This window comes from Gandjariella thermophila, from assembly GCF_005405885.1.
Classification (GTDB): domain Bacteria; phylum Actinomycetota; class Actinomycetes; order Mycobacteriales; family Pseudonocardiaceae; genus Gandjariella; species Gandjariella thermophila.
In genome coordinates this window covers 1-23,741 of the sequence record NZ_BJFL01000001.1, presented here as the reverse complement: position 1 = coordinate 23,741, position 23,741 = coordinate 1, and the positions used below count along the sequence as shown (strand labels likewise).

General features: G+C 72.8%; 25 protein-coding genes. 13 read left to right on the top strand and 12 right to left on the bottom strand.

All coding sequences use genetic code 11. From position 1 onward, the window contains the following. Positions 1-28: 28 nt before the first annotated feature. On the bottom strand, positions 29-514 hold the full coding sequence (locus FFT21_RS00125) for a DUF4383 domain-containing protein (protein ID WP_137811634.1): 486 nt from the start codon (positions 512-514) through the stop codon (positions 29-31). Between the two features lie 402 nt (positions 515-916). Between FFT21_RS00125 and FFT21_RS00120 the strand changes: the two genes are divergently transcribed. After that, positions 917-1,144 (top strand): hypothetical protein, encoded by a 228-nt coding sequence (locus FFT21_RS00120; RefSeq protein WP_137811633.1) that lies wholly within the window; start codon positions 917-919, stop codon positions 1,142-1,144. Positions 1,145-1,198: 54 nt separating this feature from the next. Further along, entirely contained in the window at positions 1,199-1,822 is a 624-nt protein-coding gene (locus FFT21_RS00115; RefSeq protein WP_137811632.1) for a TetR/AcrR family transcriptional regulator, read from the top strand. A 102-nt stretch (positions 1,823-1,924) separates the two neighbouring features. On the opposite strand, the gene FFT21_RS00110 is transcribed toward FFT21_RS00115, so the two are convergent. Then, positions 1,925-2,602: a thioesterase II family protein gene (locus FFT21_RS00110; RefSeq protein WP_192909312.1), complete on the bottom strand. Its 678-nt coding sequence runs from the start codon at positions 2,600-2,602 to the stop codon at positions 1,925-1,927. 304 nt (positions 2,603-2,906) lie between these two features. Between FFT21_RS00110 and FFT21_RS00105 the strand changes: the two genes are divergently transcribed. Beyond that, positions 2,907-4,451, top strand: coding sequence for a S1C family serine protease (locus FFT21_RS00105; protein WP_137811630.1), 1,545 nt, complete (start codon positions 2,907-2,909; stop codon positions 4,449-4,451). A gap of 250 nt (positions 4,452-4,701) precedes the next feature. Here the strand turns inward: FFT21_RS00105 and FFT21_RS00100 are convergent, their stop codons facing one another. From FFT21_RS00100 to FFT21_RS00075, 6 genes are all read right to left on the bottom strand, one after another. After that, a complete protein-coding gene (locus FFT21_RS00100) occupies positions 4,702-5,691 on the bottom strand; it encodes a zinc-dependent alcohol dehydrogenase family protein (protein WP_137811629.1) in 990 nt (329 codons plus the stop codon). Further along, positions 5,688-6,518, bottom strand: a complete 831-nt coding sequence (locus FFT21_RS00095; protein ID WP_137811628.1) for a carbohydrate ABC transporter permease — start codon at positions 6,516-6,518, stop codon at positions 5,688-5,690. The genes FFT21_RS00100 and FFT21_RS00095 overlap by 4 nt, the downstream gene beginning before the upstream one ends. A 76-nt stretch (positions 6,519-6,594) precedes the next feature. Beyond that, complete coding sequence (locus tag FFT21_RS00090; RefSeq protein ID WP_137811627.1) at positions 6,595-7,551, bottom strand: carbohydrate ABC transporter permease; 957 nt, start codon at positions 7,549-7,551, stop codon at positions 6,595-6,597. A gap of 2 nt (positions 7,552-7,553) precedes the next feature. Continuing rightward, a complete protein-coding gene (locus FFT21_RS00085; protein WP_137811626.1) occupies positions 7,554-8,918 on the bottom strand; it encodes an ABC transporter substrate-binding protein in 1,365 nt (454 codons plus the stop codon). Between the two features lie 100 nt (positions 8,919-9,018). Continuing rightward, positions 9,019-9,780: a DeoR/GlpR family DNA-binding transcription regulator gene (locus tag FFT21_RS00080; protein WP_137811625.1), complete on the bottom strand. Its 762-nt coding sequence runs from the start codon at positions 9,778-9,780 to the stop codon at positions 9,019-9,021. 361 nt (positions 9,781-10,141) lie between these two features. After that, positions 10,142-10,948 carry an SAM-dependent methyltransferase gene (locus FFT21_RS00075; RefSeq protein WP_225978026.1) on the bottom strand — a complete coding sequence of 269 codons (807 nt, stop codon included), beginning with the start codon at positions 10,946-10,948 and terminating at the stop codon, positions 10,142-10,144. Between the two features lie 302 nt (positions 10,949-11,250). On the opposite strand from FFT21_RS00075, the gene FFT21_RS00070 reads away from it, so the two are divergent. The 5 genes from FFT21_RS00070 to FFT21_RS00050 all read left to right on the top strand — a co-directional run bounded on the left by FFT21_RS00070 (position 11,251) and on the right by FFT21_RS00050 (position 15,511). Next, positions 11,251-13,680 carry a beta-glucosidase family protein gene (locus FFT21_RS00070; RefSeq protein WP_137811623.1) on the top strand — a complete coding sequence of 810 codons (2,430 nt, stop codon included), beginning with the start codon at positions 11,251-11,253 and terminating at the stop codon, positions 13,678-13,680. A gap of 14 nt (positions 13,681-13,694) precedes the next feature. Continuing rightward, positions 13,695-14,366, top strand: coding sequence for a TetR/AcrR family transcriptional regulator (locus FFT21_RS00065; protein ID WP_137811622.1), 672 nt, complete (start codon positions 13,695-13,697; stop codon positions 14,364-14,366). Between the two features lie 174 nt (positions 14,367-14,540). Further along, complete coding sequence (locus FFT21_RS00060) at positions 14,541-14,822, top strand: metal-sensitive transcriptional regulator (RefSeq protein WP_137811621.1); 282 nt, start codon at positions 14,541-14,543, stop codon at positions 14,820-14,822. Positions 14,823-14,852: 30 nt separating this feature from the next. Further along, positions 14,853-15,056, top strand: a complete 204-nt coding sequence (locus FFT21_RS00055; RefSeq protein ID WP_137811620.1) for a heavy-metal-associated domain-containing protein — start codon at positions 14,853-14,855, stop codon at positions 15,054-15,056. Positions 15,057-15,217: 161 nt separating this feature from the next. Further along, positions 15,218-15,511, top strand: a complete 294-nt coding sequence (locus FFT21_RS00050) for a hypothetical protein (RefSeq protein WP_137811619.1) — start codon at positions 15,218-15,220, stop codon at positions 15,509-15,511. A 243-nt stretch (positions 15,512-15,754) separates the two neighbouring features. Here FFT21_RS00050 and FFT21_RS00045 read toward each other — a convergent pair whose 3' ends face one another. Further along, positions 15,755-15,940, bottom strand: coding sequence for a hypothetical protein (locus FFT21_RS00045; protein ID WP_137811618.1), 186 nt, complete (start codon positions 15,938-15,940; stop codon positions 15,755-15,757). A 148-nt stretch (positions 15,941-16,088) separates the two neighbouring features. Here FFT21_RS00045 and FFT21_RS00040 point away from each other — a divergent pair, with 148 nt between their 5' ends. Both FFT21_RS00040 and FFT21_RS00035 read left to right on the top strand, forming a co-directional pair. Beyond that, positions 16,089-16,649: a QsdR family transcriptional regulator gene (locus FFT21_RS00040; protein ID WP_137811617.1), complete on the top strand. Its 561-nt coding sequence runs from the start codon at positions 16,089-16,091 to the stop codon at positions 16,647-16,649. Between the two features lie 148 nt (positions 16,650-16,797). Next, complete coding sequence (locus tag FFT21_RS00035) at positions 16,798-17,361, top strand: hypothetical protein (protein WP_137811616.1); 564 nt, start codon at positions 16,798-16,800, stop codon at positions 17,359-17,361. A gap of 141 nt (positions 17,362-17,502) precedes the next feature. On the opposite strand, the gene FFT21_RS30610 is transcribed toward FFT21_RS00035, so the two are convergent. The 3 genes from FFT21_RS30610 to FFT21_RS00020 form a co-directional block, all read right to left on the bottom strand. Then, positions 17,503-17,889: a TetR family transcriptional regulator gene (locus FFT21_RS30610; RefSeq protein WP_137811615.1), complete on the bottom strand. Its 387-nt coding sequence runs from the start codon at positions 17,887-17,889 to the stop codon at positions 17,503-17,505. Further along, positions 17,772-20,072: an MFS transporter gene (locus FFT21_RS00025; RefSeq protein ID WP_137811614.1), complete on the bottom strand. Its 2,301-nt coding sequence runs from the start codon at positions 20,070-20,072 to the stop codon at positions 17,772-17,774. The genes FFT21_RS30610 and FFT21_RS00025 overlap by 118 nt, the downstream gene beginning before the upstream one ends. Before the next feature lie 208 nt (positions 20,073-20,280). Continuing rightward, entirely contained in the window at positions 20,281-20,499 is a 219-nt protein-coding gene (locus FFT21_RS00020) for a hotdog family protein (RefSeq protein WP_137811613.1), read from the bottom strand. A gap of 177 nt (positions 20,500-20,676) precedes the next feature. Here FFT21_RS00020 and FFT21_RS00015 point away from each other — a divergent pair, with 177 nt between their 5' ends. The 3 genes from FFT21_RS00015 (at position 20,677) to FFT21_RS00005 (ending at position 23,394) form a co-directional block, all read left to right on the top strand. After that, the gene (locus FFT21_RS00015; protein ID WP_137811612.1) at positions 20,677-21,585 is read left to right on the top strand and encodes a haloalkane dehalogenase; all 909 of its coding nucleotides are present in this window, start codon (positions 20,677-20,679) and stop codon (positions 21,583-21,585) included. A gap of 131 nt (positions 21,586-21,716) precedes the next feature. Then, positions 21,717-22,442 carry a PP2C family protein-serine/threonine phosphatase gene (locus tag FFT21_RS00010; protein ID WP_137811611.1) on the top strand — a complete coding sequence of 242 codons (726 nt, stop codon included), beginning with the start codon at positions 21,717-21,719 and terminating at the stop codon, positions 22,440-22,442. A gap of 112 nt (positions 22,443-22,554) precedes the next feature. Further along, positions 22,555-23,394 (top strand): polysaccharide deacetylase family protein, encoded by an 840-nt coding sequence (locus tag FFT21_RS00005; protein WP_225977988.1) that lies wholly within the window; start codon positions 22,555-22,557, stop codon positions 23,392-23,394. The last annotated feature ends 347 nt before the right edge of the window (positions 23,395-23,741 follow it).

The following is a 23,741-nucleotide window of genomic DNA, read 5'->3' as shown; positions in this document are numbered from 1 at the left end:
CGCAGGATCCGTCCGGCCGGCGGGCGGCTCAGCGGCGGCCGGCAGCGGCGCCCGCGTGCCGCCGCCCTCGGGGCGGCTTGCCGCGGTGGTCCGGCGCGCGATGCGTCTCGAACGCGTTCGCCGACACGGCCATCGCGACCGCCATGCCATAGATGAACAGCACGATGTGCAGCGCGTTGTCGGCCGGGTTGAGGTTGTAGGACGTCGGGTTGCCGCCGTTGGCCGAGCCCCACACGAACAGAAGCAGGTAACCGAACGACTGCAGCAGGCACACCGCGACGAGTGCTCGCCGCCCGGTCAGCGCCACCGCCGCGGCGACGGCCGTGACCAGCAGCAGCACGCTCTGCAGCCCGTTCAGCTTGAAGAACCACACGAGCGACTCGGTCTGGCCGGTGAACGGGCGCACGCCGGCGATCACCAGTCCCGCGACTCCCAGGGCCAGCAGCACCACGGCCTCGACGGCCATGGCCACGCGGGCCCCGCGGAGCCGCCGACGATCATCCGTCGGTGCCATGTGTCCACCTCCGGCTCTCTACGGTTGCGTTCCCCGAGTACCCAACCGGATTGGCCACCAACCGGCCGGCCGCGTACCCGCCGGATAGCCGCCGGCCCGGGGCCGGCGGGCGGTGCCCGGAGAACCGGACCAGCAAACCCCTTGTGGCGCTTGCGACCGACGCTGGCGGCGCGGGAGCGCGGCCGCATACCGTTTGCCGGGAACCAGGCCCCGACGCCGGTTTCGCCCGGCGGCCCCACCACACAGCAGGCCGCCGTTCCCGCCGGGTACGCGGGACGGTGGTCGGGAAGGACCCGGCGATGCCGCCCCAGGTCGACCAATCTCCGGAAGCCCCGCGCACCCGCGGTCCGCTGCCGGTCACGGTCCCCCTCCCCGACACCGGCACCCGGCTGATCACCAGCCATGCAAACTGACCCGGATGCGGCCGAGTCGCGGTCCACCCTGCTCCCACCGCCCGAGCGGAAAATACGCGGCGGCCAACCGCTGGACCTGGCGACCAAGGCGACGGCCGCGGCGCTCGCCCAAGTCGGCGAGGTCCTGCTGACGGTGTTGAGCCCGCGCCCCTGGTACCAGCGGATCCTGGAGTACGAGGTGGGCGGCGACCGCGATGAGGAGCCCGGCGACGGGTGAGAGATGCGCGCTGAGCAATCTTACGTGGCACGCACTTTCTGCTAGCCTCGCCTGGTGGCCGGCACCCGATCCCCCGCACCCGGCCTGCGGGAACGGAAGAAGCAGCAGACCCGGCAGGCGCTGAGCCGGGCGGCGGTCCGGCTGGCGGTCGAGCGCGGGCTGGGCAACGTCCTGGTCGAGGACATCGCGGCCGAGGCGGGCGTGTCGCCGCGCACCTTCAATAATTACTTCGGCAGCAAGGCGGAGGCGATCTGCGCGCGCCACCTCGACCGGGCTCGCCAGGTGGTCGCCGCGCTGCGGGCCCGGCCGGCGGGCGAGCCGCTCTGGGAGGCGGTCACGCAGGCGGTGCTGGCGCAGTTCGGCGGCGAGGAGCGGGCACCGGACCCGGAATGGACCGCCGGCGTCCGCCTGATGACCGGCGAACCCGCCCTGCAGGGCGAGATGTTGCGCGCCGACGCGATCGCCGAGCGCGAACTGGCCGCGGTGATCGCCAAGCGGACCGGCACCGACGCCGACCGCGATCTCTACCCCGTGCTGGTGTCCGCCGCCGCCGGCGCGGCCACCCGGGCGGCGACCCACCGGTGGCTGCGCGCCGACCCGCCCGTACCCATGGGGCCGCTGCTGCGTGAGGCACTCGGTCTGCTCGCCGCCGGGTTGCCCGCCCCCTCCACCACGTAGTCCACAGCGGACTCTTCGGAATCCGGGGGCCCGCGACGCGTCGTGCCCGCGGCGGGCCCGGCCCGCGGGAGCGCGCACCGGGTTCGGCACGCCTGGTTCGTTTCAACGTCCGGACACCGGGCGCAGTTCATCACGCAGCGCGGGCAGCACGTCCGGGTGCTCGTAGGCGAAGAAGTGCCCGCCGGAGAAGGCGCGGACCCGGCAGCCGCCGCTGGTGTGCCGCTCCCAGCCGGCCAGTTCGGCGACGGATGCGCGCTCGTCGTCGGTCCCGCCGAACGCGACGATCGGGCAGGCCAGCGGCGGGCGCGGCCGGTAGTGGTAGGTCTCCACGGCCCGAACGTCGGCGCGCAGCACCGGCAGCAGCAGGTCCAGCAGTTCCGGGTGCTCCACCACCTCCCGCGGCGTTCCGCCCAGCTTCAGCAGCCCCGCGACGAACTCCTCGGTGGGCAGGTCGTGGATGGGTGGCTGGTCGTCCGGCCGGTCCGGCGGGCGCCGCCCGGACAGCACCAGCAGCCGGGGCGGGACCTTCCCGCGCGCGGCCAGGGCGCCGGCGGTCTCGAAGGCCAGCAGCGCGCCCATGCTGTGCCCGAAGAACACCGGGGGACGGTCCAGCCACCGGGCCAGGACGGGGACGAGCCGGTCGACCATCGCGCCGATGGCGGTCAGCGGCTGCTCGTCAAGCCGGCGTTCCCGGCCGGGCGGCAGCACCGCGCACACCTCGACGCCCTCCCCCAGCGCCCCGGCCCCACCGCCGGAAGGCGGCGCTGCCGCCGCCGGCATGCGGGAAGCAGAACAACCTGACCCGCGCATGCGCGCTCGTCCGGAAACGGACAATCCAGTTGCCAGCCGCGCTCAACGGTATCCTCCGTGTGTTCGCCGTCGCCGATGATCCGCGCTCCGGCACTATCCCAGCCCTCTGATCATGGGCGCTGCACAACCCGGTGATTGCTGCCGGGATGCCCGTTTCCGCGGCCGTGTCCCTCAGCGGATCCATGGACATCGTCAAGGAATCTCTCAGGAAACGCGGGTTTGCTGGAGGCGGCGAAAGGATCGCCGTGGCGCACGGACGTGCGGAGGGAACACCATGAGCTTCGAGCAGGGCGACGCGCCCGGCCGGCAGGAGCGTGGGCGAGGCCACCCGCGGGGCGACGCACCGTGGTCCCCGTCCGGCGAGGACCATCCCCACGACGCGACCGGGCAGTGGTATCCGCACCCCGGCTCGGGCAGGGTTGGCGAGGAGCCGAACTGGGGCACCGGCGACACCGGACAGTGGTTCTTCGGTGCCGGCGCACAGGTCGGTGACGAGTCGCCCTTGTCGCCGGGCGGTACCCGGCGGTGGTCCGGCGCCGGGCAGGCGTACCACGGTGCCGGCGGCCCGGGCGGTACCGGCCCGAACTGGACGGCGGCCGGCGGCTGGCCGCCGCCACAGTACCCGGCGGGATTCCCGCGGCAGCCGCGCCGGCCCCGGCGCCGGGTCGGCCTGGCGCTGCTCGTGGTCGCGCTCTCCGTGCTGGTCGGCCTCGGGGTCGGCCGGTACGCCCTGCAGAACGCCGCCGGCTTGGCGCCGTCCATCGCGGCGCAGGACAACCCGCCGTCCAGCCAGGGCTCCCCCGGCGCGACGGCCACCAACTCGCTGAACGTGGCGGGCATCGCCGCCAAGGTCGACCCGAGCATCGTGAACGTCAACACGGTGCTCGGCTTCCAGAACCGCCAGGCCGCGGGCACCGGCATCGTGCTGACCTCCGAGGGCGAGGTGCTGACCAACAACCACGTCGTGGAGGGCGCGACCAGCATCCAGGTCAGCGACGTGGGCAACGGCCGCACGTACAAGGCCACCGTGGTCGGCTACGACCGCTCCCACGACGTCGCGGTACTCCGCCTGCAGGGCGCCTCCGGGCTGCGCACCGCGTCGATCGGCGACTCCAGCAAGGTCGCGGTGGGCGACGCGGTGCTCGGCCTCGGCAACGCGGGCGGCGGCGGGGGCACGCCGGTTCCCGCCGCCGGCACCGTCACCGCGCTCGGCCAGTCGATCACCGCCGCGGACGACCTCAACGGCAGCTCTGAGCAGCTCAACGGGCTGATCCAGGTGAACGCCAACATCCAGTCCGGCGACTCGGGTGGCCCGCTGGTGAACGCCTCCGGCCAGGTGATCGGCGTGGACACCGCGGCGTCCACGGGCTACCAGTTCCGGGGCCGCGGCGGCCGGGGTGCCGCGCGCGGCGGGCAGGCCGCCGACGCGCAGGGCTTCGCCATCCCGATCAACCAGGCGATGTCCATCGTGAAGCAGATCGAGTCCGGGTCCGGCACGTCCACCGTGCACATCGGCGAGACCGCGCTCCTCGGGGTTTCGGTCAGCTCCGCGGGCGGGCAGGGCCTGCCGGAGGGTGAGTCGCCCGGCACCGGCGCCGTCGTGCAGCAGGTCATCTCGGGTTCGCCGGCGGAGCAGGCCGGGTTGGAGCGCGGTGACGTGATCCTGTCCCTGGACGGGCAGAGCGTGGACTCGGCGACCGCGCTGACCAACCTGATGGACACCCACCACCCCGGCGACCGGATCACCATCACCTGGACCGACCAGACCGGCCGGCAGCACACCGGCACCGTCGTGCCGGTCAGCGGGCCGGTCGGGTGAGCCGGTCCGCCGAAGAGCGGGTGCCGCTGCCGAGCGAGCCGGCGGCGCCACCCACAGCCGTCCGGCCGACCTAGAACACGTTCTATTATGCTGCGCATGCCGGGGCGCCGCGAGACGGAACGGTCGGAGGGTCCACCATGGCCGCTGCCACCCCGACGCCGGTGCCGCGCCGGCCCGTACCCGCGCCGCAGGCCGGGGCCGGCGACGAGCAACCGCTCGCCGAGGCCGCGGCCTGCGGCGACACCAGCGGTTAGGGGATGACCTGTACCTTGCGCCCCTTTCCGGCCCGGAACTGCTCCAGGCCCTCGGCGTAGCGGTCCAGCGGCAGCCGGTCGCTGATGAACACCTCGGGGTCGAGCACGCCGCCGGCGAAGAGGTCGGCCGCCCGCTCGTAGCTGTGCAGGACGGCCATCGAGCCGGTGATGGTGATCTCCTGGTTGTAAATCTTGTACGGCTCGATGGTGGCCCGCGCCGCGTAGTCGGCGACGCCGAACTGCAGGAAGGTGCCGCCCTTGGCGACCCGGCCCAGGCCGTCCTGGATGGCCGCCGCGTTGCCGGTGGCGTCGATGACGACGTCCCAGCCCTCGGGACGGTCCAGTTCGTCGGCGCTGGTCGCCGTCGCGGTGCAGCCGAGCAGCCGCGCGGTGGCGAGCCGGTCCGGGTTGATGTCGACGACCTCGACGCTCGCCGCGCCGGACAGCTTCCCGAGCTGCAGCATCATCAGCCCCATCGTGCCGGAGCCGTAGATCAGCACGTGGGCGGCGAGCTGGGCGCGCAGCACGTCGTAGCCGCGCACCGCGCAGGACAGCGGTTCGATCAGCGTCGCGTCCTCGGTGCGGACGTGTTCGGGCAGCTTCACGCAGTTGGCCACCGGGGCGAGGGCGTACTCGGCGGCGCCGCCCGGTTCGGACACGCCGATCGCGGCCCACCGCTCGCACAGGTTGTTGCGGCCAGCCCGGCAGTACCGGCACTCGAAGCAGTACAGCGACGGGTCGACCGCCACCCGGTCGCCCACCGCGACCTCGGTGACCTCGGTGCCGACCGCGGCCACCGTGCCGGCGAACTCGTGGCCGGGCACCACCGGCAGGCGGGGGGCGAACTCGCCCTGCAGGATGTGCAGGTCGGTGCCGCACAGCCCGCACGCCGCCACGTCCACCACCACCTGCCTCGGCCCCGGCGTCGGGTCGGGCACGGTCGCCACGTCGACCTTTCCCGGGGTGCTGATCACGGCTGCCTTCACTTGACGGCTCCCAACGACAGGCCCTGGACGAGTTTGTCCTGGGCGGCGAATCCGGCGACGAGGACGGGCAGGGAGATCACCGTGGCCGCCGCGCACACCTTGGCCAGGAACAGGCCCTGGCTGGTGACGAACCCGGTGAGGAACACCGGCGCGGTACCGGCCACCACCCCGGTGAGCACCCGCGCGAACAGCAGCTCGTTCCAGCTGAAGATGAAGCAGATCAGCGCGGTCGCGGCGATCCCCGGTGCGGCGACCGGCGCCACCACCCTGCGCAGCGTGGTGAGCAGTCCCGCCCCGTCCAGGGCCGCGGACTCCATGATCTCCTTGGGCACCTCGGCGAGGAAGGACCGCATCAGCCACACCGCGATCGGCAGGTTCATCGAGGTGTAGAGGACGGCCAGCAGGGAGATGTTGTCCAGCAGGCCGGTGTACTGCGCGAACAGGTAGACCGGGAGCAGCCCGGCCACCATCGGCAGCATCTTGGTGGACAGGAAGAAGAACAGCACGTCCGTCCACTTGCGAACCGGCTTGATGGCCAGCGCGTACGCGGCCGGGATGGCCAGCAGCAGCACCAGCACGGTGGAACCGACGCTGGCGGTGGCCGAGTTGATCAGCGGCGGCCACGGGCTGACGCCGGTGCCCGCGCCGAAGAACTCGGCGTAGCCCTGCAGGGTCAGCGGCGCGGCCACCGAAGGCGGGTTGGTCGCCGCGTCCGGCTCGCTGTGCAGCGCGGTCAGCACCATCCAGGCCGCGGGCAGCACGAACAGCACTCCGGCCAGCCAGGCGACCGCACCCCACGGCCGCCACACTCTGCGCGGATTTCTCATCGCGCGCCCTCCTCCGCCCGGTCGCCGAGCCGGGGGGCGCGAGCATGGTTGCCCCGGTGGGTGCGGCTCGCCCTGATCATTGGTATTCCTTCCGGAGCAGCGACGACACCACCCGCAGCGCGAACGTGGCGATGACGATGGACGCCGCGACCACGATCACGCCACTGGCCGACGCCTGGCCGTAGTCGTGCGCCTGGTAGAAGGTCTGGTAGATGGTGTACGGCAGGTTCGCGGTGCCCAGTCCACCCGAGGTGATGGTGAACACCGCGTCGAAGTTCTGCACGATGTAGATGGAGCCGAGCAGCGCCGCCAACTCCAGGTACTGGCGCAGGTGGGGCAGGGTGACGTAACGGAAGATCTGCCACGCGCTGGCCCCGTCGATGCGGGCGGCCTCGACCGCGTCGGTCGGGCGGCTCTGCAGCCCGGCGAGCAGGATCAGCATCATGAACGGGGTCCACTGCCAGATCAGCGCCGCCTCGACGGCGATCTTCGGCATGGTGCTGATCCAGTCCGGCTGCGGTGGCCGGGTGCCGCCGAAGGCGTGCCACACCGCGGTGAGCACGCCGTTGAACAGCCCGTACTCCGGGTTGTAGAGCACGTGCTTCCACAGCAGGGCGGCGGCCACCGGGACGATGAGGAACGGCGCGATGAACATGGTGCGCACCACCGGCCGGCCGCGGAACGGCCGGTCCAGCAGCAGCGCGACCCCCAGCCCCAGGACCAGGCTGACCAGCACCACGCTGGCGGTGAGCACGGCGGTGGTGAGCATGGCGGAGCGCAGGTTGGGGTCGGTGACCACGGTGGCGTAGTTGTCCAGGCCGGCGAAGCCGCGGTGGGTGGGGTCCAGCGCGTTCCACCGCAGGAACGAGATCACCAGGGTGGCCGCGAACGGCACCTGGGTGACCACGATCAGGAACAGCAGTGCGGGAAGCAGCGGGGCGCGCCGGGCCCACCGGGCCGCCCGGCTTGCCCCGCCGGCCGGCGCGGCGCCGGCCAGGCGCCGCGCCGGAGCGGGAATCGTCCGCGCGGTCATGGTCACTTGCCCCGGTACTTGGCGGCGACCTTCTCGGCGAGTTGCTGGCCGGCGTCGAGGGCGGCGTCCACCGACTCGCTGCCCGCGATCGCCGCGCTCACCCGCTGCGACACCTGGGTGCCCAGGTCGGTGAACTCGGGGATGTCGACGAACTGGATGCCGATGGTCGGCCGGGGCTGCACACCGGGGTTGCGCGGGTCGGCGCCGGCGATGGCCTGCTCGGTGGGCGCGGCGAACGCGCCGGCGGCCTTGAGGTAGTCCGGGTTGGTGTAGGTGGAGGCGCGCTTGCCGGCCGGCACCTTGGACCAGCCGAGCTTGCTGCCGACCAGGTTCTCGTAGTCCTTGCCGGACGCCCAGGAGATGAACTTCCACGCGGCGTCCTGCTTCTTGCTGGCCTTCTGCACGCCCCAGGCCCAGGTGTAGAGCCACTGGGAGTTCTTCGTCCTCACCACCGGCGCCTGCGCGTAGCCGATCTTGCCGGCCACCGGCGAGTCCTGCGTCTCGAGCTGGCCGGCCGCCGAGGTGGCGTCGTACCACATGGCCACCTTGCCCTGGGTCATGTTGTTGAGGCATTCGGAGAACCCGGCCTGCGGTGCGCCCGCCTCGCCGTGTGCCCGCACCAGGTTGACGTAGAAGTTGGTGGCGTCCTTGAACTCCGGCGCGTTCACCTGGGGCTGCCAGTCCTTGGTGAACCAGGTGCCACCGAAGGTGTTGACCACGGTGGTCAGCGGCGCGAACAGCTCACCCCAGCCCGGCTGGCCACGCAGGCAGATGCCCTTCATGCCGGGCTGGGCACCGTCCGCCGCCGCGGCGAGGTCGGCGACCTGCTGCCAGGTCGGGTTGGGCGGCACGCTGAGGCCCTTGGCGGCGAACACGTCCTTGCGGTACATCAGAAATGACGACTCGCCGTAGAACGGCTCCGCGTAGACCTTTCCGTCATCGGCGGTCAGCGACTGCCGCATGGACGGAAGAATATCGTTCTGGTCAAAGGCGGTGTCCTTGGCGATATGGTCGTCGAGCGGGGCGAGCCAACCGTTCTTCGCGTAGAACGGCACCTCGAAATTGCTCACCGTGGCCACGTCGTACTGGCCGGCCTGGCTGGAGAACTCCTGGGTGATCTTGTCGCGGACGTCGTTCTCCGGCAGTACCGTGTAGTTGACCTTGATGCCGGTCTGCTTGGTGAAGTTGTCCGCGGTGAGCCGCTGGATGTCCACCATCTGCGGGTTGTTCACCATAAGCACGTTGATGGTCGACTGGTCGCCGGCCGCACCACCACCGCCCGCACCCGCGCAGGCCGTGCCCGCCACCGAAAGAAGGGTCACGCCGGCCGCGGCGAGTGCGGCTCGGCGAATTCGGGATGACGTCATCGTCCTCTTCTCCTCACACCGCGGAATCGAACGGGACAGGGCATGGGAGTACCCCGCGCGGGACTCCGCCTTGGGTCGTTCTTGGGTTGTCGCCCCCGGGTCAGGCTCTGATGACCCGGGGGCCGAGCAGCGCGTATCGGTGGGCCTCCGCGGCCGGCAACGATGAATCCGTGATTATCGCCTCGAAATCGGCGACCTCGGCGAAGCGGTGGAACGTGGCGACACCGAACTTCGTGTGTACACCAACGAAGATGCGGCGCCGCGCGGCGCGCACCGCCTGCGCCTTGACCGCACCCACCGCGGGGTCCGGAGTGGTCAGTCCCTGCTCGCGGGAGATCCCGTTGGCGCCCAGGTAGGCCAGGTCGATGACCATCTCGCCGAGCATGCGGGTGGCCCAGTGGTCCACCGTGGCCATGGTGCGGCCGCGCAACCGGCCACCGAGCAGCAGCACGGTCACCCGTGGGCACTCGGACAGCGCCGAGGCGGTGGGCAGCGACGCGGTGACCACGGTCAGCGGCTGGGTCAGTGGCAGGGCCTCGGCGACGAGTTGCGGGGTGAACCCCTCGTCGACGAACACCGTCTCCGCGTCACCCAGGCGTTCCGCCGCGGCACGCGCGATCCGCCGCTTCTCCGGTACGTGCGAGGACGACCGGTAGGCCATCCCCGTCTCGAACCCGGCGCTTTCCACCGGGACCGCTCCGCCGTGGGTGCGGCGGACCAGCCCGTGCTCGTCCAGCAGGCGCAGGTCCCTGCGGACGGTTTCCGGGGCGACCGACAGTTCGGCGGCGATCTCCCCCACGTCCACGTGCCCGGCGGAGCGCGCCCGGGCGAGGATGCGCCGCTGGCGTTCGTCTGCCTGCATGCGTCCACCTCCTCCACGCGCGCCACCGCCGTCGCGTCGCCGGGACGCCTCGCCGGCGCCCGTCCGGTCGTCCCGAGTAGCGCTCCGCCCGGGTCGCGGGCCGGCCTGCCCGATCGGTTCGGCGATGCCCGTTCGGGCTGCGGATAGGTTTAACACCGGCGTCACGCTGTGGCCAGCGCCACATCGAGCGCGTCGGTGCCCGATTGGTGCCCGATTCGCCACGCGCCGACCTGCGGTTTCGGCCGCACCGGCCGTTACCCCGGTGGCCGCCGTGCCCGTTTACCGTCCACCGGCGGCCCGTTCGATGGTCGGCCCGACGCATGGCCCGCGGCCGCGGTGGTGCGCCCGGACCCGCCGATGCTCAGCGCGGGCGGGCGAGGGCCGCGCAACCGAAGAAGTGTTCCGGGTTGCGGTCGGTGTCCGCGCCCGGCTCGGGGCGCCACAGCGGCACCGGCACGACTCCGGGGGCCACGATCTCCAGCCCGCCGAGCAGTTCCACCACCCGCATCGGGTGCCGGAAGGTCATCGCCGGCGACGGAGCGTAGAGCTGCGCGTACAGCTCGAGTCCGGCCAGCGTGTCGGGGTCCGGGCTGGTGTGCGAGATGGCCAGGTAGCCGGCCGGGCCGACGGCGGCCGCGTACGCGGCGATCAGCCCGGCCGGGTCGTCCTCGTCGGGGATGTGCTGCAGCACGTCGACCATGACCACGGCGGTGGGTCGGCCGAGGTCCAGCAGGCCGCACTCGGCGACTGCACCCAGCAACCGCTCCGGATCCCGGATGTCGGCGTGCACGTACCCAGTTCCCGGCACGTCCGCGAGCAGCCGCCGCCCCTCGGTCGCCACCGCGGCGTCGAGGTCGGTGTAGACCACCCGGCAGTCGGGGTTCACACCCTGGGCCACCTCGTGCACACTGCCGTCGGCGGGCAACCCGGAGCCGAGATCGAGGAACTGCGCGACGCCGAGGCCGACCAGGTACCGCACGGCGCGGCGGAGGAAAGCGCGATGGGTTCGGACCAGGTAGGGCAGGTGCGGGACGCATGCCAGCGCCCGCTCCGCCCGGTCCCGGTCGGTCGGCAGGTAATGCGAGCCGCCCAGCCAGTAGCTGTACATGCCCGCCTTGCTCGGTCGCCCTCCGCCGTCCGCGCCCGGAGTACCGACCGCCCGCCTCACCAGGTCGCCCCGCCTCACGACTCGCCCTCTGCCCGTAGTGCTCCGATCACCGATCGCGCCCGCCCCACTCTAGGAGGTCGTTCGACGGCGGGTCGCGCCGGCCTTGATTACTTGATCATCTCGGAACGGTCACGCCACGGTATACCGACCGATCACTCGGTCTGCACCCGTGATGTGCTCGGCACCACCTCGGCCGCGTGCGCCGGTCGTCCGCCGACCGCACCGGAACGGGTGGATGCGCCGGGACCCGCGCGTCACCGGACGCCTGGTCACCGAAGGGTCGTCAGCGAGGGAAGGACACCATGGCAGCGACACCCGTCACCGACCTCGACGCGCACATCGACGAGGCGATCGCCGCGCTCGAGCTGGAGCGCAAGGTTCGGCTGCTGACCGGCGCGGCGATGTTCGCGCTGCGCGGCGAGCCGGCGATCGGGCTTGCCCCGATGATCCTCTCCGACGGCCCGACCGGGGTGCGCGGCGCGGAGTTCGTCGGCGGGCGGATCGCCTGCCTGCTGCCCAACGCCACGCTGCTCGCGCAACACTGGGACACCGCGGTGACCGAGGAGGCCGGCGCGCTACTCGCGGACGAGGCAGCGGCGCAGCGGGTACACGTGGTCCTCGGTCCGACGATCAACCTGCATCGCACCCCGCTGGGCGGCCGGCTCTTCGAGGCCTACGGCGAGGACCCGCTGCTCACCGGCGAGCTGGCCGCGGCATACGTGCGCGGCCTTCAGGAGAAGGGAATCGCGGCCACGCCGAAGCACTTCCTGGCCAACGAGAGCGAGACCGACCGCACCACGGCCGACTCGGTGGTGGACGAGCGAACCCTGCGCGAGGTCTACCTGCTGCCGTTCGAGATCGTCGTGGACCGGGCCGACCCGTGGGCGGTGATGGCCTCCTACAACCTGGTCAACGGCGTCCCGGCTACCGAGCACGCGGAACTTCTCGACGGCGTGCTCAAGGGCGAGTGGCGTTACCGGGGGCTGGTGATGTCCGACTGGTTCGCCACCACATCGACGGCGGCCAGCGCGAACGGCGGACTCGACCTGGTGATGCCCGGCCCGGGCGGGCCGTGGGAGGGCAGGCTGGTCGCCGCGGTGCGCGACGGCCGGGTGGCGGAGTCCACAGTGGACGAACACGTGCGCCGGCTGCTCCGGCTGGCGCACCGGGTCGGGGCGCTCGGCACACAACGGGAGTGGCCGACCGACCTGCCGGCGCCGGACGGCCTGTACCGCAGGCGGCAACTGCGCCGGCTGGCCGCCGGCGGGATGACCGTGCTGGTCAACCGAAACGAGACGCTGCCGCTGGCCAGCTCCGGCACGGTGGCGCTGATCGGCCGGCATGCGGTGGAGACCGTCGCGCAGGGTGGCGGCTCGGCCCGGGTGCGCCCGCCGCACGTGGTCAGCATCGCGGACGGGATGGTCGCCGCGCTCGGCGCGGATCGGGTGTCCGTGGCGGACGGCGTGGAGGTGCGGCGGCATCCGACGGCGCCGCCGCCGGAGGCACTGCGCGACCCGGAGGACGGCCGCCCGGGGATGCGGGTGACGGCCAGGGACGCCGCGGGTGCGGTGCTCGGTTCGCGGCACGTGGAGCGGGCCGAGGTGCTGCTCAGCCCGGGCGGCTGGCTGGAGAGCGCGGCCACCGTGGAACTGTCCGCGGAGGTGGTGCTGGACCGGCCAACGCGGATGCGGGTCGGCGTGCGCGGCCTGGGCGAGTGGGTGTTCCGCGCCGGGCAGCGCCGCGACACGGCGAACCTGCGCGGCACCGGAGCGCTGGGCGAGGGCGTGCTGGTGCCGCACGCGTGGACCGCCGACCTGGAACTCCGACCCGGGGACCGGATCATCGCCGCGGTCCGGCCCGGCGGTGACCACAGCCTGCTCGGCCTGGTCGCCCGGCCGGCGCCGCGGCCGGCCGCGGAGGTCATCAGCGCCGCCACCCGCGCCGCCCGGGACGCCGACGTGGCCGTCGTGGTCGTCGGGCTCACCGAGGAGCAGGAGACCGAGGGGCTGGACAAGTCCACCCTCGCCCTGCCCGGTGAGCAGGACGCCCTGGTGGCCGCGGTCGCCGCGGTGGCCCCGCGCACCGTCGTGGTGGTCAACGCCGCGACTCCGGTGCTCATGCCGTGGCTGGACCGGGTCGACGCGGTGCTGTTGGCCGGGTTGCCCGGTCAGGAGGCCGGCGACGCGGTTGCCGCCGCGCTGCTCGGCGAGGTGGAGCCGGCCGGTCGGCTGGTGACCACTTTCCCGGCGCGGGACGGGGACGGCCCGGCGTGGTCGCCGGTGCCGGTGGGCGACCGGGTGGCCTACGCCGAGGGCACCGCCGTGGGGTACCGGGGCTGGTTCCGGGAGGGCATGCCGGAACCGCTGTTCTGGTTCGGGCACGGGCTGGGCTACACGACCTGGGAGTACGGCGAGGGCGATGTCACCGTCCACCGCGACGTGGTCCGCTCGGTGGCCGTGACGCTGACCAACACCGGTCGGCGCCCGGGCCGCGAGGTGGTGCAGGCGTACCTGCGCCCCGCCGATCCGGCCGAGCCGGTGCGGTTGATCGGCTGGACCGCGGCGCACCTCGCACCCGGCGAGACCGCGCGGGTCGAGGTCCCCTGCGACATCCGCACGCAGCGGATGTGGGACGCCGAGGCCGGCGGGTGGGAACCGCTGCCCGCAGGCGGTGCCGTGCTGATCGCCCGTGGGCTTGGCGACGTGCGGGTTACGCTGCCCCTGATCGGCTGACGAAGGAGACGGTGATGTCCTTCCCACCCCGTTACCGCACGGCGGGAGATCGTGCGCGATCACGGGGCGGGGCCAGCGGGGCACAGTCCCGAGCCCGTGCGGTCCAGGCAGCCCTGGAACTGTTCGCCACCTCCGGCTTTCGCGGCACCTCGGTCGCGGCGGTGGCCGAGAAGACAGGGCTGTCCCAGTCCGGTCTGCTGCATCACTTCCCCAGCAAGGCCGCCCTGCTCAGCGCGGTGCTGGAGGCGCGGGACGCCGAGGACGGCGAGTTCCTCGCCAGCGCCGACGGCACCCCGCCGCTGGGTTGGGCCGCGTTCGAGGCGCTCGCCGCCCTGGTGGCGCGCAACTCCACGCGGCCGCACCTGGTCGGGCTGTTCGTGCGGGTGACCGCGGAGGCGGTCGAGCCGGACCATCCCGGCCACGCGTGGGTCAGGCGGCACTACGCGGGCGTCGAGAACTGGTTGACCGAGGCGGTCCGCGCCGGGCAGGAACGCGGCGAGATCCGGCGGGACGCGCCGGTGGACGCTCTGGTGCGCACCACCATCGCGGTCATGGATGGCCTGCAGCAGCAGTGGCTGCTCGACCCGGAACGGGTGTCCATGGTGGCCGAGTTCAGCGCGTTCGTCGACACGCTGCGCGCCCGGTGGGGCGCGCGGCAGGTACCCGCCCAACCGGCGGCGACCTGAGCACCCCGGCCGGGATGTGCCGCCTCCCGCGCCGGCGCATCCTTCCCTGGGTCCGCCCGGACCCTCGAGATCTATGCCTTACCCCCCTATGGTATATAGGACGCATCGGGCGCCCCGCTCCCCCTGCCGCCGGCAGGCCGCGCGGGGCGCCCCGAACCGAAGTGGAGCGAGACCATGCGCGGCTACTCCGAGCACAAGGACGACCACCTGCGCCGGCTGCGCCGGATCGAGGGACAGATCCGCGGGCTGCACCGGATGATCGAGAACGACGAGTACTGCATCGACGTTCTCACCCAGATCACCGCGGCCACCAGGGCGCTGCAGGCGGTGTCCATCTCGCTGATCGACGAGCACCTACGGCACTGCGTCAGCGAGGCGATGGCCGAGGGCGGCGCACTCGCCGAGGAGAAGATCACCGAGGCCAGCAACGCGATCGCCCGACTGGTCCGCTCCTGACACCACCCCGGCACGCGAGGAGACACGCCCATGACCCGGTCCACCTACACCGTCACCGGCATGACCTGCCACCACTGCGTCGCCTCGGTGACCGAGGAGATCAGCGAGATCAGCGGCGTCCGGCAGGTCGACGTCGACCTCGCCTCCGGTCTGGTCACGGTGACCAGTGACGAGGCGCTGGACCCCGCGTTGGTGCGCGCCGCGGTGACCGAGGCCGGTTACGAGCTGGCCTGAGGCGCCCGCCACGCGGAGGCCACCGCCGCGAGCGGGCCCGGCCGGCAGCCGCCGCTCGCCACCGGCGGGTCGCCGCGACGCACCTCGGCGCGATCACTCGAAAGAGCGGCCTGGCCGCCTTCGGATGGTGCCGGCCCGGACAGTGATTACCGTGACTCAACATGAGCGAAGCGACCGTCGAGCAGCTGCGCGACCTGGTCGAGGACACCCTGCTCCAACTGCTTCGGCTGAGTCCGGACACCCCACTCGCCGAGCCTGAGCAGTGGATCCGGCGACTCCAGGCCAGCGGCGCCAGTCACGTGGACGACGGCGGGCCCACCGGGCGGGCTGCCGCCGAGGTCATGGTGGCCTGCGAACACCTCACCGGCAGCGACCTCACCGGCGCCCGTATCGCGCTGATCAGCGCCCGGCGCTACCTGGGTCCGGCCCTCGCGCACCACGCCGTCGACGGCTGACCGGCGCCCAGAGCTGACCGGCGCCGACGGCTGGATGGTGCAGCCGGGACCGTTCGGCGGGACGGTGGTGAAGCTGCATCCGGTGGGCGGGCGCAGCGAGGTCACCTTCACCGTGGCGTAGCGGCCGGCGTCCGCGTGCCGCGGCCGGGATCAGCGGTCGCGGCACGCGGACGGTCAGCCCCTGTTGACCGGGGTGGTGACCTCGCAGGTGGTCTGCACACGGTCTCGCCGCCGGCGGTGAGGTCACGCGCCCGGCCGGCACGACCAGTCGTTGGCGCCCGCCGGCGCGGTGTCCGGGCGCAGGGTGGCGTTCGTGGTCGCGGCCGCGCCGGAGTACACCACCGGCAGTTCGTGGCTGGCCGACGCCGATGCCGAGGTGACCAGCCGTGGTCCTGGCCGATCACCGCGCTCGCCGCCAACGCCGTCCATACCCGGCGCATTGTGCAATCACTCGCGCCACGTCGGGGGATGTCGCCGGCCCACGGAATGCAACACATGCGCGAGGTGTTGCACAGCTCATACTCGACGTGTCGGAGATGTCAAGACCGACGGCGCACGACCGGGATTCGAGGGAGCGATGGCCGCACCACCACGCCGATCGACCAGGGAGGACGCGATCCGTCTTGCCCGGCGAACGTTCCTTTCCTGCCGGCGGCTGGACATGCGGGCGCTGGCGGCGGAACTGGGCGTCAACCGGGTCACCCTGTACCGCTGGGTCGGCACTCGGGAACGGTTGCTCAGCGAGATCCTCTGGTCGATGAGCGAGCGGTTCCTGGAGTCGGAGTCGGCCCGGCTGCGGCCGAGAGCGGGGTCCCGCGTCCCCGTGCTGCTCACCGAGTTCATGCACCACGTGCTGGCCAACCCGGGCATGCGCCGGTTCCTGGACGAGGAGGGCGACTTCGCGATGCGCCTGCTCACCCTGGCGGACGGCGGTTTCCAGCCGCGCTTCGTCGCCTTCGTCCGCGCGTTGCTGGCCGAGGACGTGGACGCCGGCCGCTTGATCACCACGGTGCCGCTGGACGACCTCGCCTACACCGCGGTACGCATCGTCGAGTCCTACGTCCACCTGCGGGCGATCACCGGTGAGCCGCCGGACGCGGACCGGGCTGGCCGGGTGCTGGCCGCCCTGTTCGGATAGCTCCGCGAATCCGAAAAGCGAAGGTGCTCTGCACGTGCGAACCACCGCGGGTAGCTTCCGCCGGTTGGTGTGCCACGGGCATTGCGCCGCTCGAGGGTTCCGTTGCGGGCGTTGAAACCGCTCAGCCCGTGCGCGCGTAAGTAGGGCCATGGACGAGACACCGCACGAGCAATCCGCTGAAGCCAACGAGCACACCGATGTAGCCGACGAGCACACCGTTGCGGCGGGCGAGCACACCAAACCATTCGCCGAGCACACCGATGCGGCCGGCGAGCAGGCCGATGACGCCCAGGCGGCGCCGGCGGCAAGGCGACCGACGGTGTTCGTGGTGGCCGCGGCCAGCCTGGGTGCGGCTGTCCTGTTGGGCGGTGGCCTGTGGGCGGCCCGTGAGGCCGCAACACAGCCGGCGGCCGGCGAGGCCGTCGCCGCCGGCACCACGGCACCGACCACGGTGAACCAGGACGATCCGATCGGCATGGCCCCGACGACCCTGCCGTCCGAGACCCCGCCGCCGCAGACCGGGACGGTCCCGCCGGCCGTCCCGCCGCCGACCGCGATCCGGGCGGGCGGGTATCGATCGTCCACGCAGCCGCCCTGGTCGCCGCCAGCGCGATACACGTCGTACCCGACCAGGGCGGCCTGGGCGCCGACCTACCGGAGGTGCAACGGGAACGGCAACGGTTGGGGCTGGGGCTGGGGCAACTGCTCCTGAGCGGCGTGCAGGGGGCCGGGGGGCGGCGGTGCCAGAGGATGGCCTCGATCCCTTGGGGCGGAAGGGGTCGAGGCCATCATGCGGCGGAGGGCGTTCCTCAGGCTTCGGAGAGCGCGCGCTCCAGCGCGTCGAAGGTACGGTTCACCAGCGCCGCTGCCCGTCGACGAGGTCGACGGTGCGCTCGCCGACCATCAGGCGGCGGGCCGCGGCGACGTAGATCGCGCGGCTTCCGGCGGTGATCAGCGCCGCGGCCAGCAGCACCCGCGGCGTGTCCGGCGCCACGCCCTCGGCCTCGGCGATCTCGGCCACGGTGACGTTGTCGAACCCGCGCGCCACGAACAGTTCCGTGGCGACGTCGGAGATGCGCTGCCGCGTCGCGGCCTTCTTGTCGGCGCGGACCCGATGGTGCGCTACAGCCGCGCGTGGCCGAGTTCGATGTCGAAGCGCACCGGCTCGGCCGAGTCGACCACCAGCGCGCCCACCGTGGGCGCGTACCCGGAGGCGATCACCGTGTAGTCGCCGGGACATACCGTGACGAACCGGTAGGTGCCGGACCCGTCGGTGGTGGCGGTGTCCACCACGATGCCGAACGGATCCAGCAGCGCCACCCTGGCATGAGCGACCGGCCGGCCGGTGCGGTCCCGGACGGTACCGGACAGGGCGGCGTGCCCGGTCAGCTCGACGTCCTGCTCGGCCGGCGCCTGGTCCCGCAGCCGCACCGGCAGCGCGGTGGGGTGGTGACCGGCGTGGCTGACCGCGAGGGTGTAATCCCCCGGCGGGAGACCGTCGAAGGTGTACCGCCCGTCGGCCCCGGTCGTGGTGGAGGCGACCACCTCTCCCCTGGCGTCGGCGAGCACCGCCAGCGCGCCGGCCACCACGGTCCGGGCACCGGCCAACTGGACCGTGCCGGACAGCCCGGACGCGCCGGCCAGCCGGACCGGGAACTCCACCGCACCGGCGCCGAGGGTGACCGGCGCGGCCTCCGGCTGGTAGCCGGTGGCCGAGGTGATCAGCACGTAGTCGCCGCCGCGCGGAGCGGCCAGCCGGTACCGGCCGTCCTCGTTCGTGGTGGTCTGGTCGATCTGGTGGCCGGCCGGGTCGATCAGGGTGAGCGCCGCGGCCGGCACGCCGGAGCCGTCCACCGCCGTCACCCGGCCCCGCAGCTCGCTCCCCGTGCCGGCCGGCTGCGGTGCCGGTGCGGGGGCCGCGCGGGCGGCGGGCGGCGGCCCCGCCGCCTGCCGTCGCGGATCGGCGTTGATCAGCGCCGCGGCGACCAGGGCGGCAAGCACGAGCACGCCGACCGCCCACCAGATCGCCACCGTGTAGCCGTGCACCGTGGCGACCGCGAGCTGCCGGGGGTGGTCGGCGAGGTACCGGGTGGTCGCGGTGGCCGCGATGGTGTTCAGCAGCGCGGTGCCGATCGACCCGCCCACCTGCTGGGAGGTGTTCACCGTCGCCGAGGTCACGCCGGCGTCCCTGGGCGCCACCCGGCTGGTGGCCGTGTTCATCGACGGCATCATCACCAGGCCCATGCCGAAACCGAGCAGCAGTTCCGCGGGCAGCACGAGCGAGGTGTAGTCGCTGTCCACCCGCAGCCGGGTCATCAGCACCATCCCGGTGGCGGCGATCAGCGCCCCCGGCACGATCAGCAGCCGGGTCGGGACGCGGGTCATCAGCCGGGCGCTGACCTGGGTGGAACCGGTGACGATCGCCGCGGTCAGCGGCAGGAACGCCAACCCCGTCCTGATCGGCGAGTATCCCTTGGTGACCTGCAGGAAGTAGGTGAGGAAGAGGAACTGGCCGAACATGCCGATGACCACCAGCGCCACGGCGAGGAAGGCACCGCCGCGGTTGCGGTCGGTGAGGATGTGCAACGGCAGCAGCGGTCCCGGGCTCCTCGCCTCGACCAGCACGAACAGGGCCAGCAGCGCCAGCCCGCCGAGGAGCAGGCCGAGCACCCTGCTGTCGGTCCAACCCCGCGACTCCGCCTCGCTGAACCCGTAGACGATGGCGAGCAGGCCGCCGCAGCCGAGCAGCACCCCGGGGATGTCCAGCCGGCGCACCGCGTGCTCGGACGGCCGGTCCCGCAGCAGCGCGAGGCCGCCGAGCACCGCGACCACCGCGATCGGCACGTTAACGTACATGCACCAGCGCCAGTCGAGCTTCTCGGTGAGCACCCCACCGGCGATCAGCCCGATCGCGCTGCCGCCGCCGGCCAGCGCGCCGTACACACCGAACGCCCTGCTGCGCTCCCTCGGCTCGGAGAAGGTGGTGCTGAGCAGCGACAGCGCGGACGGAGCCAGCACGGCGGCGAAGACACCCTGCAACGCCCTGGCGCCGAAGAGCATGGCGGCGCCGGTCGCGGCGCCGCCGAGCGCGGAGGCCACGCCGAAACCGACCAATCCGATCAGGAAGGTGCGCTTGCGGCCGACCAGGTCCGCCACCCGCCCGCCGAGCAGCAGCAGCCCACCGAAGGCGAGCGTGTAGGCGGTGACCACCCACTGCCGGTCAGCGTCGCTGATGTGCAGGTCCCGCTGGGTGTGCGGGAGCGCGATGTTGACGATGGTCATGTCCAGCACCACCATCAACTGGGCCAGGGCGATGACGCACAGCGCCCACCATCGCCTGGAGTCGGCCGGGGGCGCCGGGTCCGCCTGCCCCGGGCCGGCGCGGGTGTGCTCCGGGGCGGCCTGGTTCGACGTCGTTGACATGCGACAGGGGGCCTCTCGATCCTCGTCCGGGTACGCGGTTGCGCGCTCGTCGGCGTCGAAGCGACCAGCCGTCCTCGCCCGCACCCGGTGCAACTCCGCGCGCCGCGCTCTTCTTCCACGGCCGGCGGAAAATCCCGCGGCAAGCTGCGAAAGGCAGGTATCACCGCCCGAACCATCCGGATGGTCCGGTTTGGACGCTCTACTCGATCTACTCGAAATCGATGTCGGCCTCGGCGCGGGTCTCGCCGACCGAGGCGGACACCGCCAGCCGGGCCGCGTCCTCGCCCACCGGGTCGCCGTGCACCAGGACCGGGTCGTCGGCGAACACCGGCCGGCGCAGGCGGTAACGCAGCGACCGCACGGCCCGCCCCGCGGCGTGCCGCCGCACCAACTCGGCCATCAGCATGGCCAGCAGCGGCCCGTGCACGCTTGGTGACCACGTCGGCCAGGCAGGAGGTCCGATCGGCGGGGCGGCCGGCGCGCCGCGGCGCGTGGATCCGCAGCCGGCCGCCGACGATCCGCTCCACTCTCCCACGCGGGCGCGTCCGGAGGGCAGGAGATCGGCGGTGCGCAGCATCGCCGGTTCCCGCTACGGTGCCCCTTCGTGGAGCTGTTCAGGACCCCGGAATCGTGCTTCGACGGACTGCCCGACTTCGACATCCCACCGCGCTACGCCGATGTCACCGACCACGAGGGCGGTGCGCTGCGCATGGCCTACGTCGAGGTCGGCCCCTCCGACGGTCCGGTGGTGCTGCTCCTGCACGGCGAGCCGAGCTGGTCGTTCCTCTACCGGAAGATGCTCCCGGTGCTGGCCGCGGCCGGGCTGCGGGCGATCGCCCCCGACTTGGTCGGCTTCGGCCGCTCCGACAAGCCGGCGCGGATCGCCGACCACAGCTACGCGCGGCATGTGGCCTGGGTGCGCGAGCTGGCGTTTGACGTGCTGGACCTGCGTCAGGTGACCCTGGTCGGGCAGGACTGGGGCGGGTTGATCGGCCTGCGGCTGGTGGCCGAGCACGCCGAACGCTTCGCCGCGGTGGTCGCCGCCAACACCGGCCTGCCCACCGGGGACACCGACATGCCCGAGGTGTGGTGGGCCTTCCGCCGGGTGGTCGAGTCCGCGGACACGCTGGACATCGCGCGCCTGGTGCAGAGCGGGTGCCGCACCGAGTTGCCGCCCGAGGTGCGGGCCGCCTACGACGCGCCGTTCCCCACCGAGTCCTACAAGGCCGGTCCGCGGGCCATGCCGCTGCTGGTGCCGACCCGCCCGGACGACCCTGCCACCCCGGCGAACCGGGCGGCCTGGGGAACGCTGTCCGGCCTGCCGGTGCCCTTCCTGTGCGCGTTCTCCGACGGCGATCCGATCACCGCCGCGATGGCGCCGGTGCTGCGGCGCACCATGCCCGGAGCATCCGGGCGGGAGCATCCCACCATCGCCGGTGCCGGGCACTTCCTGCAGGAGGACGCGGGTGAGGCGCTGGCCGAGGCGGTGGTGCGGTTCGTGACCAAGGGGTGACCTGCGCCGGGCGGCCGCCGGTGTCGCGGCCAGCGAATTCTCAGCGTCTTCTGTGCCGATTTTGTGGCCATGGCGGCCATTCCCAGGTTCCCTGGAGTTATCCGCATCGACACCAGACCCGGGGGTCCGCCATGTCGACCGACAACACGCTGCCCATCGAGCACCTCCGGTGGGACGCCGCCAGCGCGCGGGGACCGCGCGAACTCAACGCCGACGCCACCGCCGCCGTCACCGATCCCGGCGCGGGACGGTGGGCCTTCGCCGTGGCCGACGGGGTTGGGGACAACCCGGCCGCCGCGGCCGCGGCCAGGACCGCCGCCGACGCGGCGGTCGGCGCCGCGACGTCGGATCCCCGCGGGGCGATCATGGTCGCTCGGGAGGCCCTGGCGGACGCGCCGGACACCGGTGACTGCGTGCTGGTCGTCGCCGTGGGGGGAGCCGGGGACCGCTGCGAGATCGCCTGGGTCGGCGACTGCCGGGCCTACCTCTGGGCGGAAGGGACACTGCGCCAGGTCACCGAGGACCACACCCTGGCGGCGTACTTCCGGGCCCGCAACCTGCCGGTGGCACCGGGAATGGAGCACGTGGTCACCACCAGCGTTCGCACTGCGGCCGCGGAACTGATCGGCACGGCGGATGTCCCGCTGCCCGCCGGCCGGCTGCTGCTGTGCAGCGACGGCGTGCACAAGACACTCCCCACCGCGCGGCTACGCACCATCCTGGAACGCGCCGCCGACCCGGGCGGCGCGGTGACCGACCTGGTGGACACCGCGCACCGGCTCGGCGGGCAGGACAACGCCACCGCACTGGTGGTGGACCGTACCGCCGAGCACACCGCGAACAGCAGCGCAGCCTGACCACCCCGGCCGCCACGGACGAACCGGGCGAGCGTCGACGTTCCACCCCGAAACCCGGCGGCTGGCGGGTCAGGGTGGCGATCACGCCCGGTCCGGTAGCTAGCGTGGGGCCATGCCCGGCTCCCCCGCGCCCCTCCACCGACGACGGTTCTTCAGCCTGCTCGCCGTGGGACTGGCGGCCACGGTCGCCGGTTGCCGCGACGGCCCGGCGAGCGCGCCACCACCCGACGGCATGCCGCCCACGGGTGCGTTGACTCCGCCGTCCGGACCGCCCGGCTGGGACGAGTCCCCGCCGCCCGCGCCGCCCGCACCGCCGCGCGGCCCGAACCGGGTGCTCAGCAAGGGCCCGGCGGGCGCCAACCGGATCGCGCTCACCGTCGACGACGGCTACAGCAACGAGGTCGTCGCCGGGTACGTGGACTTCGCCGCGCGCACCGGCATCCACCTCACCTTCAGCCCGAACGGCATCTACGCCCACAGCTGGGCGCCGCATGCCGAGACGCTGAAGCCGCTGGTAGAACGCGGTCAGGTGCAGATCATCAACCACACGTTCAGCCACCCCGACCTGCGGCGGATGAACGACGCGCAGATCCGTGCGGAGCTGGAACGCAACGAGGAGTGGGTGAACCGGACCTTCGGCACCAGCACCAAGCCCTACTACCGGCCGCCGTTCGGTTTCCACAACGAGCACGTCGACGGGCTCGCCGGCGACCTCGGTTACCGGAACACGGTGATGTGGAGCGGATCGTACGGGGACTCCAGGCTGGTCACTCCGCAGTTCCTGATGAACCAGGCGAACCGCTACCTGCAGCCCGGTGTGATCATGCTGGGGCACGCCAACCATCCCACCGTGCTCGGACTTTTCAACCAGCTCACCGATCTGATCAGGCAGCGCAACCTCGACCCGGTCACGCTGAACGAGATGTTCGGGTATCCGGCCGCGTCGCCCTGACCGCGGCGGCGACCGACCGACCTGACGCGCGCCGAGCCTGCTACCCACGGTCACCGGCGAGGCACGAACCGAGAAGGTCCGGAGGGAGGTGCCGACCGTGGCGCCGGATAGGGAAGAATGCCAGCCGGGCGGGCAAGCCGACACCGCCCACACCATGCTGTCGACCACTACGGGGAATGGGTTGCTCACCTCCGACAGAGGGCCGTTCCAGCAACATCTGAGCGTGCGTGCTTCGGCCGCGGTGGGGTTGGGGCGTGCCGCGTCCTGGCTGTCCCGGGCGGCCGGGCGCGGGGACGGGGCCATCATCGGGGGCCGGGTCGCGCTGGCGGTGGACCCGGGCGTGCTGC

Bases quoted from the DNA above. Each gene is read 5' to 3' on its own strand.
- FFT21_RS00125 (WP_137811634.1), bottom strand. From the start codon at position 514: ATGGCACCGACGGATGATCGTCGGCGGCTCCGCGGGGCCCGCGTGGCC.
- FFT21_RS00120 (WP_137811633.1), top strand. From the start codon at position 917: ATGCAAACTGACCCGGATGCGGCCGAGTCGCGGTCCACCCTGCTCCCA.
- FFT21_RS00110 (WP_192909312.1), bottom strand. From the start codon at position 2,602: ATGCCGGCGGCGGCAGCGCCGCCTTCCGGCGGTGGGGCCGGGGCGCTG.
- FFT21_RS00105 (WP_137811630.1), top strand. From the start codon at position 2,907: ATGAGCTTCGAGCAGGGCGACGCGCCCGGCCGGCAGGAGCGTGGGCGA.
- FFT21_RS00095 (WP_137811628.1), bottom strand. From the start codon at position 6,518: ATGAGAAATCCGCGCAGAGTGTGGCGGCCGTGGGGTGCGGTCGCCTGG.
- FFT21_RS00090 (WP_137811627.1), bottom strand. From the start codon at position 7,551: ATGACCGCGCGGACGATTCCCGCTCCGGCGCGGCGCCTGGCCGGCGCC.
- FFT21_RS00085 (WP_137811626.1), bottom strand. From the start codon at position 8,918: ATGACGTCATCCCGAATTCGCCGAGCCGCACTCGCCGCGGCCGGCGTG.
- FFT21_RS00080 (WP_137811625.1), bottom strand. From the start codon at position 9,780: ATGCAGGCAGACGAACGCCAGCGGCGCATCCTCGCCCGGGCGCGCTCC.
- FFT21_RS00070 (WP_137811623.1), top strand. From the start codon at position 11,251: ATGGCAGCGACACCCGTCACCGACCTCGACGCGCACATCGACGAGGCG.
- FFT21_RS00065 (WP_137811622.1), top strand. From the start codon at position 13,695: ATGTCCTTCCCACCCCGTTACCGCACGGCGGGAGATCGTGCGCGATCA.
- FFT21_RS00060 (WP_137811621.1), top strand. From the start codon at position 14,541: ATGCGCGGCTACTCCGAGCACAAGGACGACCACCTGCGCCGGCTGCGC.
- FFT21_RS00055 (WP_137811620.1), top strand. From the start codon at position 14,853: ATGACCCGGTCCACCTACACCGTCACCGGCATGACCTGCCACCACTGC.
- FFT21_RS00050 (WP_137811619.1), top strand. From the start codon at position 15,218: ATGAGCGAAGCGACCGTCGAGCAGCTGCGCGACCTGGTCGAGGACACC.
- FFT21_RS00045 (WP_137811618.1), bottom strand. From the start codon at position 15,940: ATGGACGGCGTTGGCGGCGAGCGCGGTGATCGGCCAGGACCACGGCTG.
- FFT21_RS00040 (WP_137811617.1), top strand. From the start codon at position 16,089: ATGGCCGCACCACCACGCCGATCGACCAGGGAGGACGCGATCCGTCTT.
- FFT21_RS00035 (WP_137811616.1), top strand. From the start codon at position 16,798: ATGGACGAGACACCGCACGAGCAATCCGCTGAAGCCAACGAGCACACC.
- FFT21_RS30610 (WP_137811615.1), bottom strand. From the start codon at position 17,889: ATGTCCCGGCGACTACACGGTGATCGCCTCCGGGTACGCGCCCACGGT.
- FFT21_RS00025 (WP_137811614.1), bottom strand. From the start codon at position 20,072: ATGTCAACGACGTCGAACCAGGCCGCCCCGGAGCACACCCGCGCCGGC.
- FFT21_RS00010 (WP_137811611.1), top strand. From the start codon at position 21,717: ATGTCGACCGACAACACGCTGCCCATCGAGCACCTCCGGTGGGACGCC.
- FFT21_RS00005 (WP_225977988.1), top strand. From the start codon at position 22,555: ATGCCCGGCTCCCCCGCGCCCCTCCACCGACGACGGTTCTTCAGCCTG.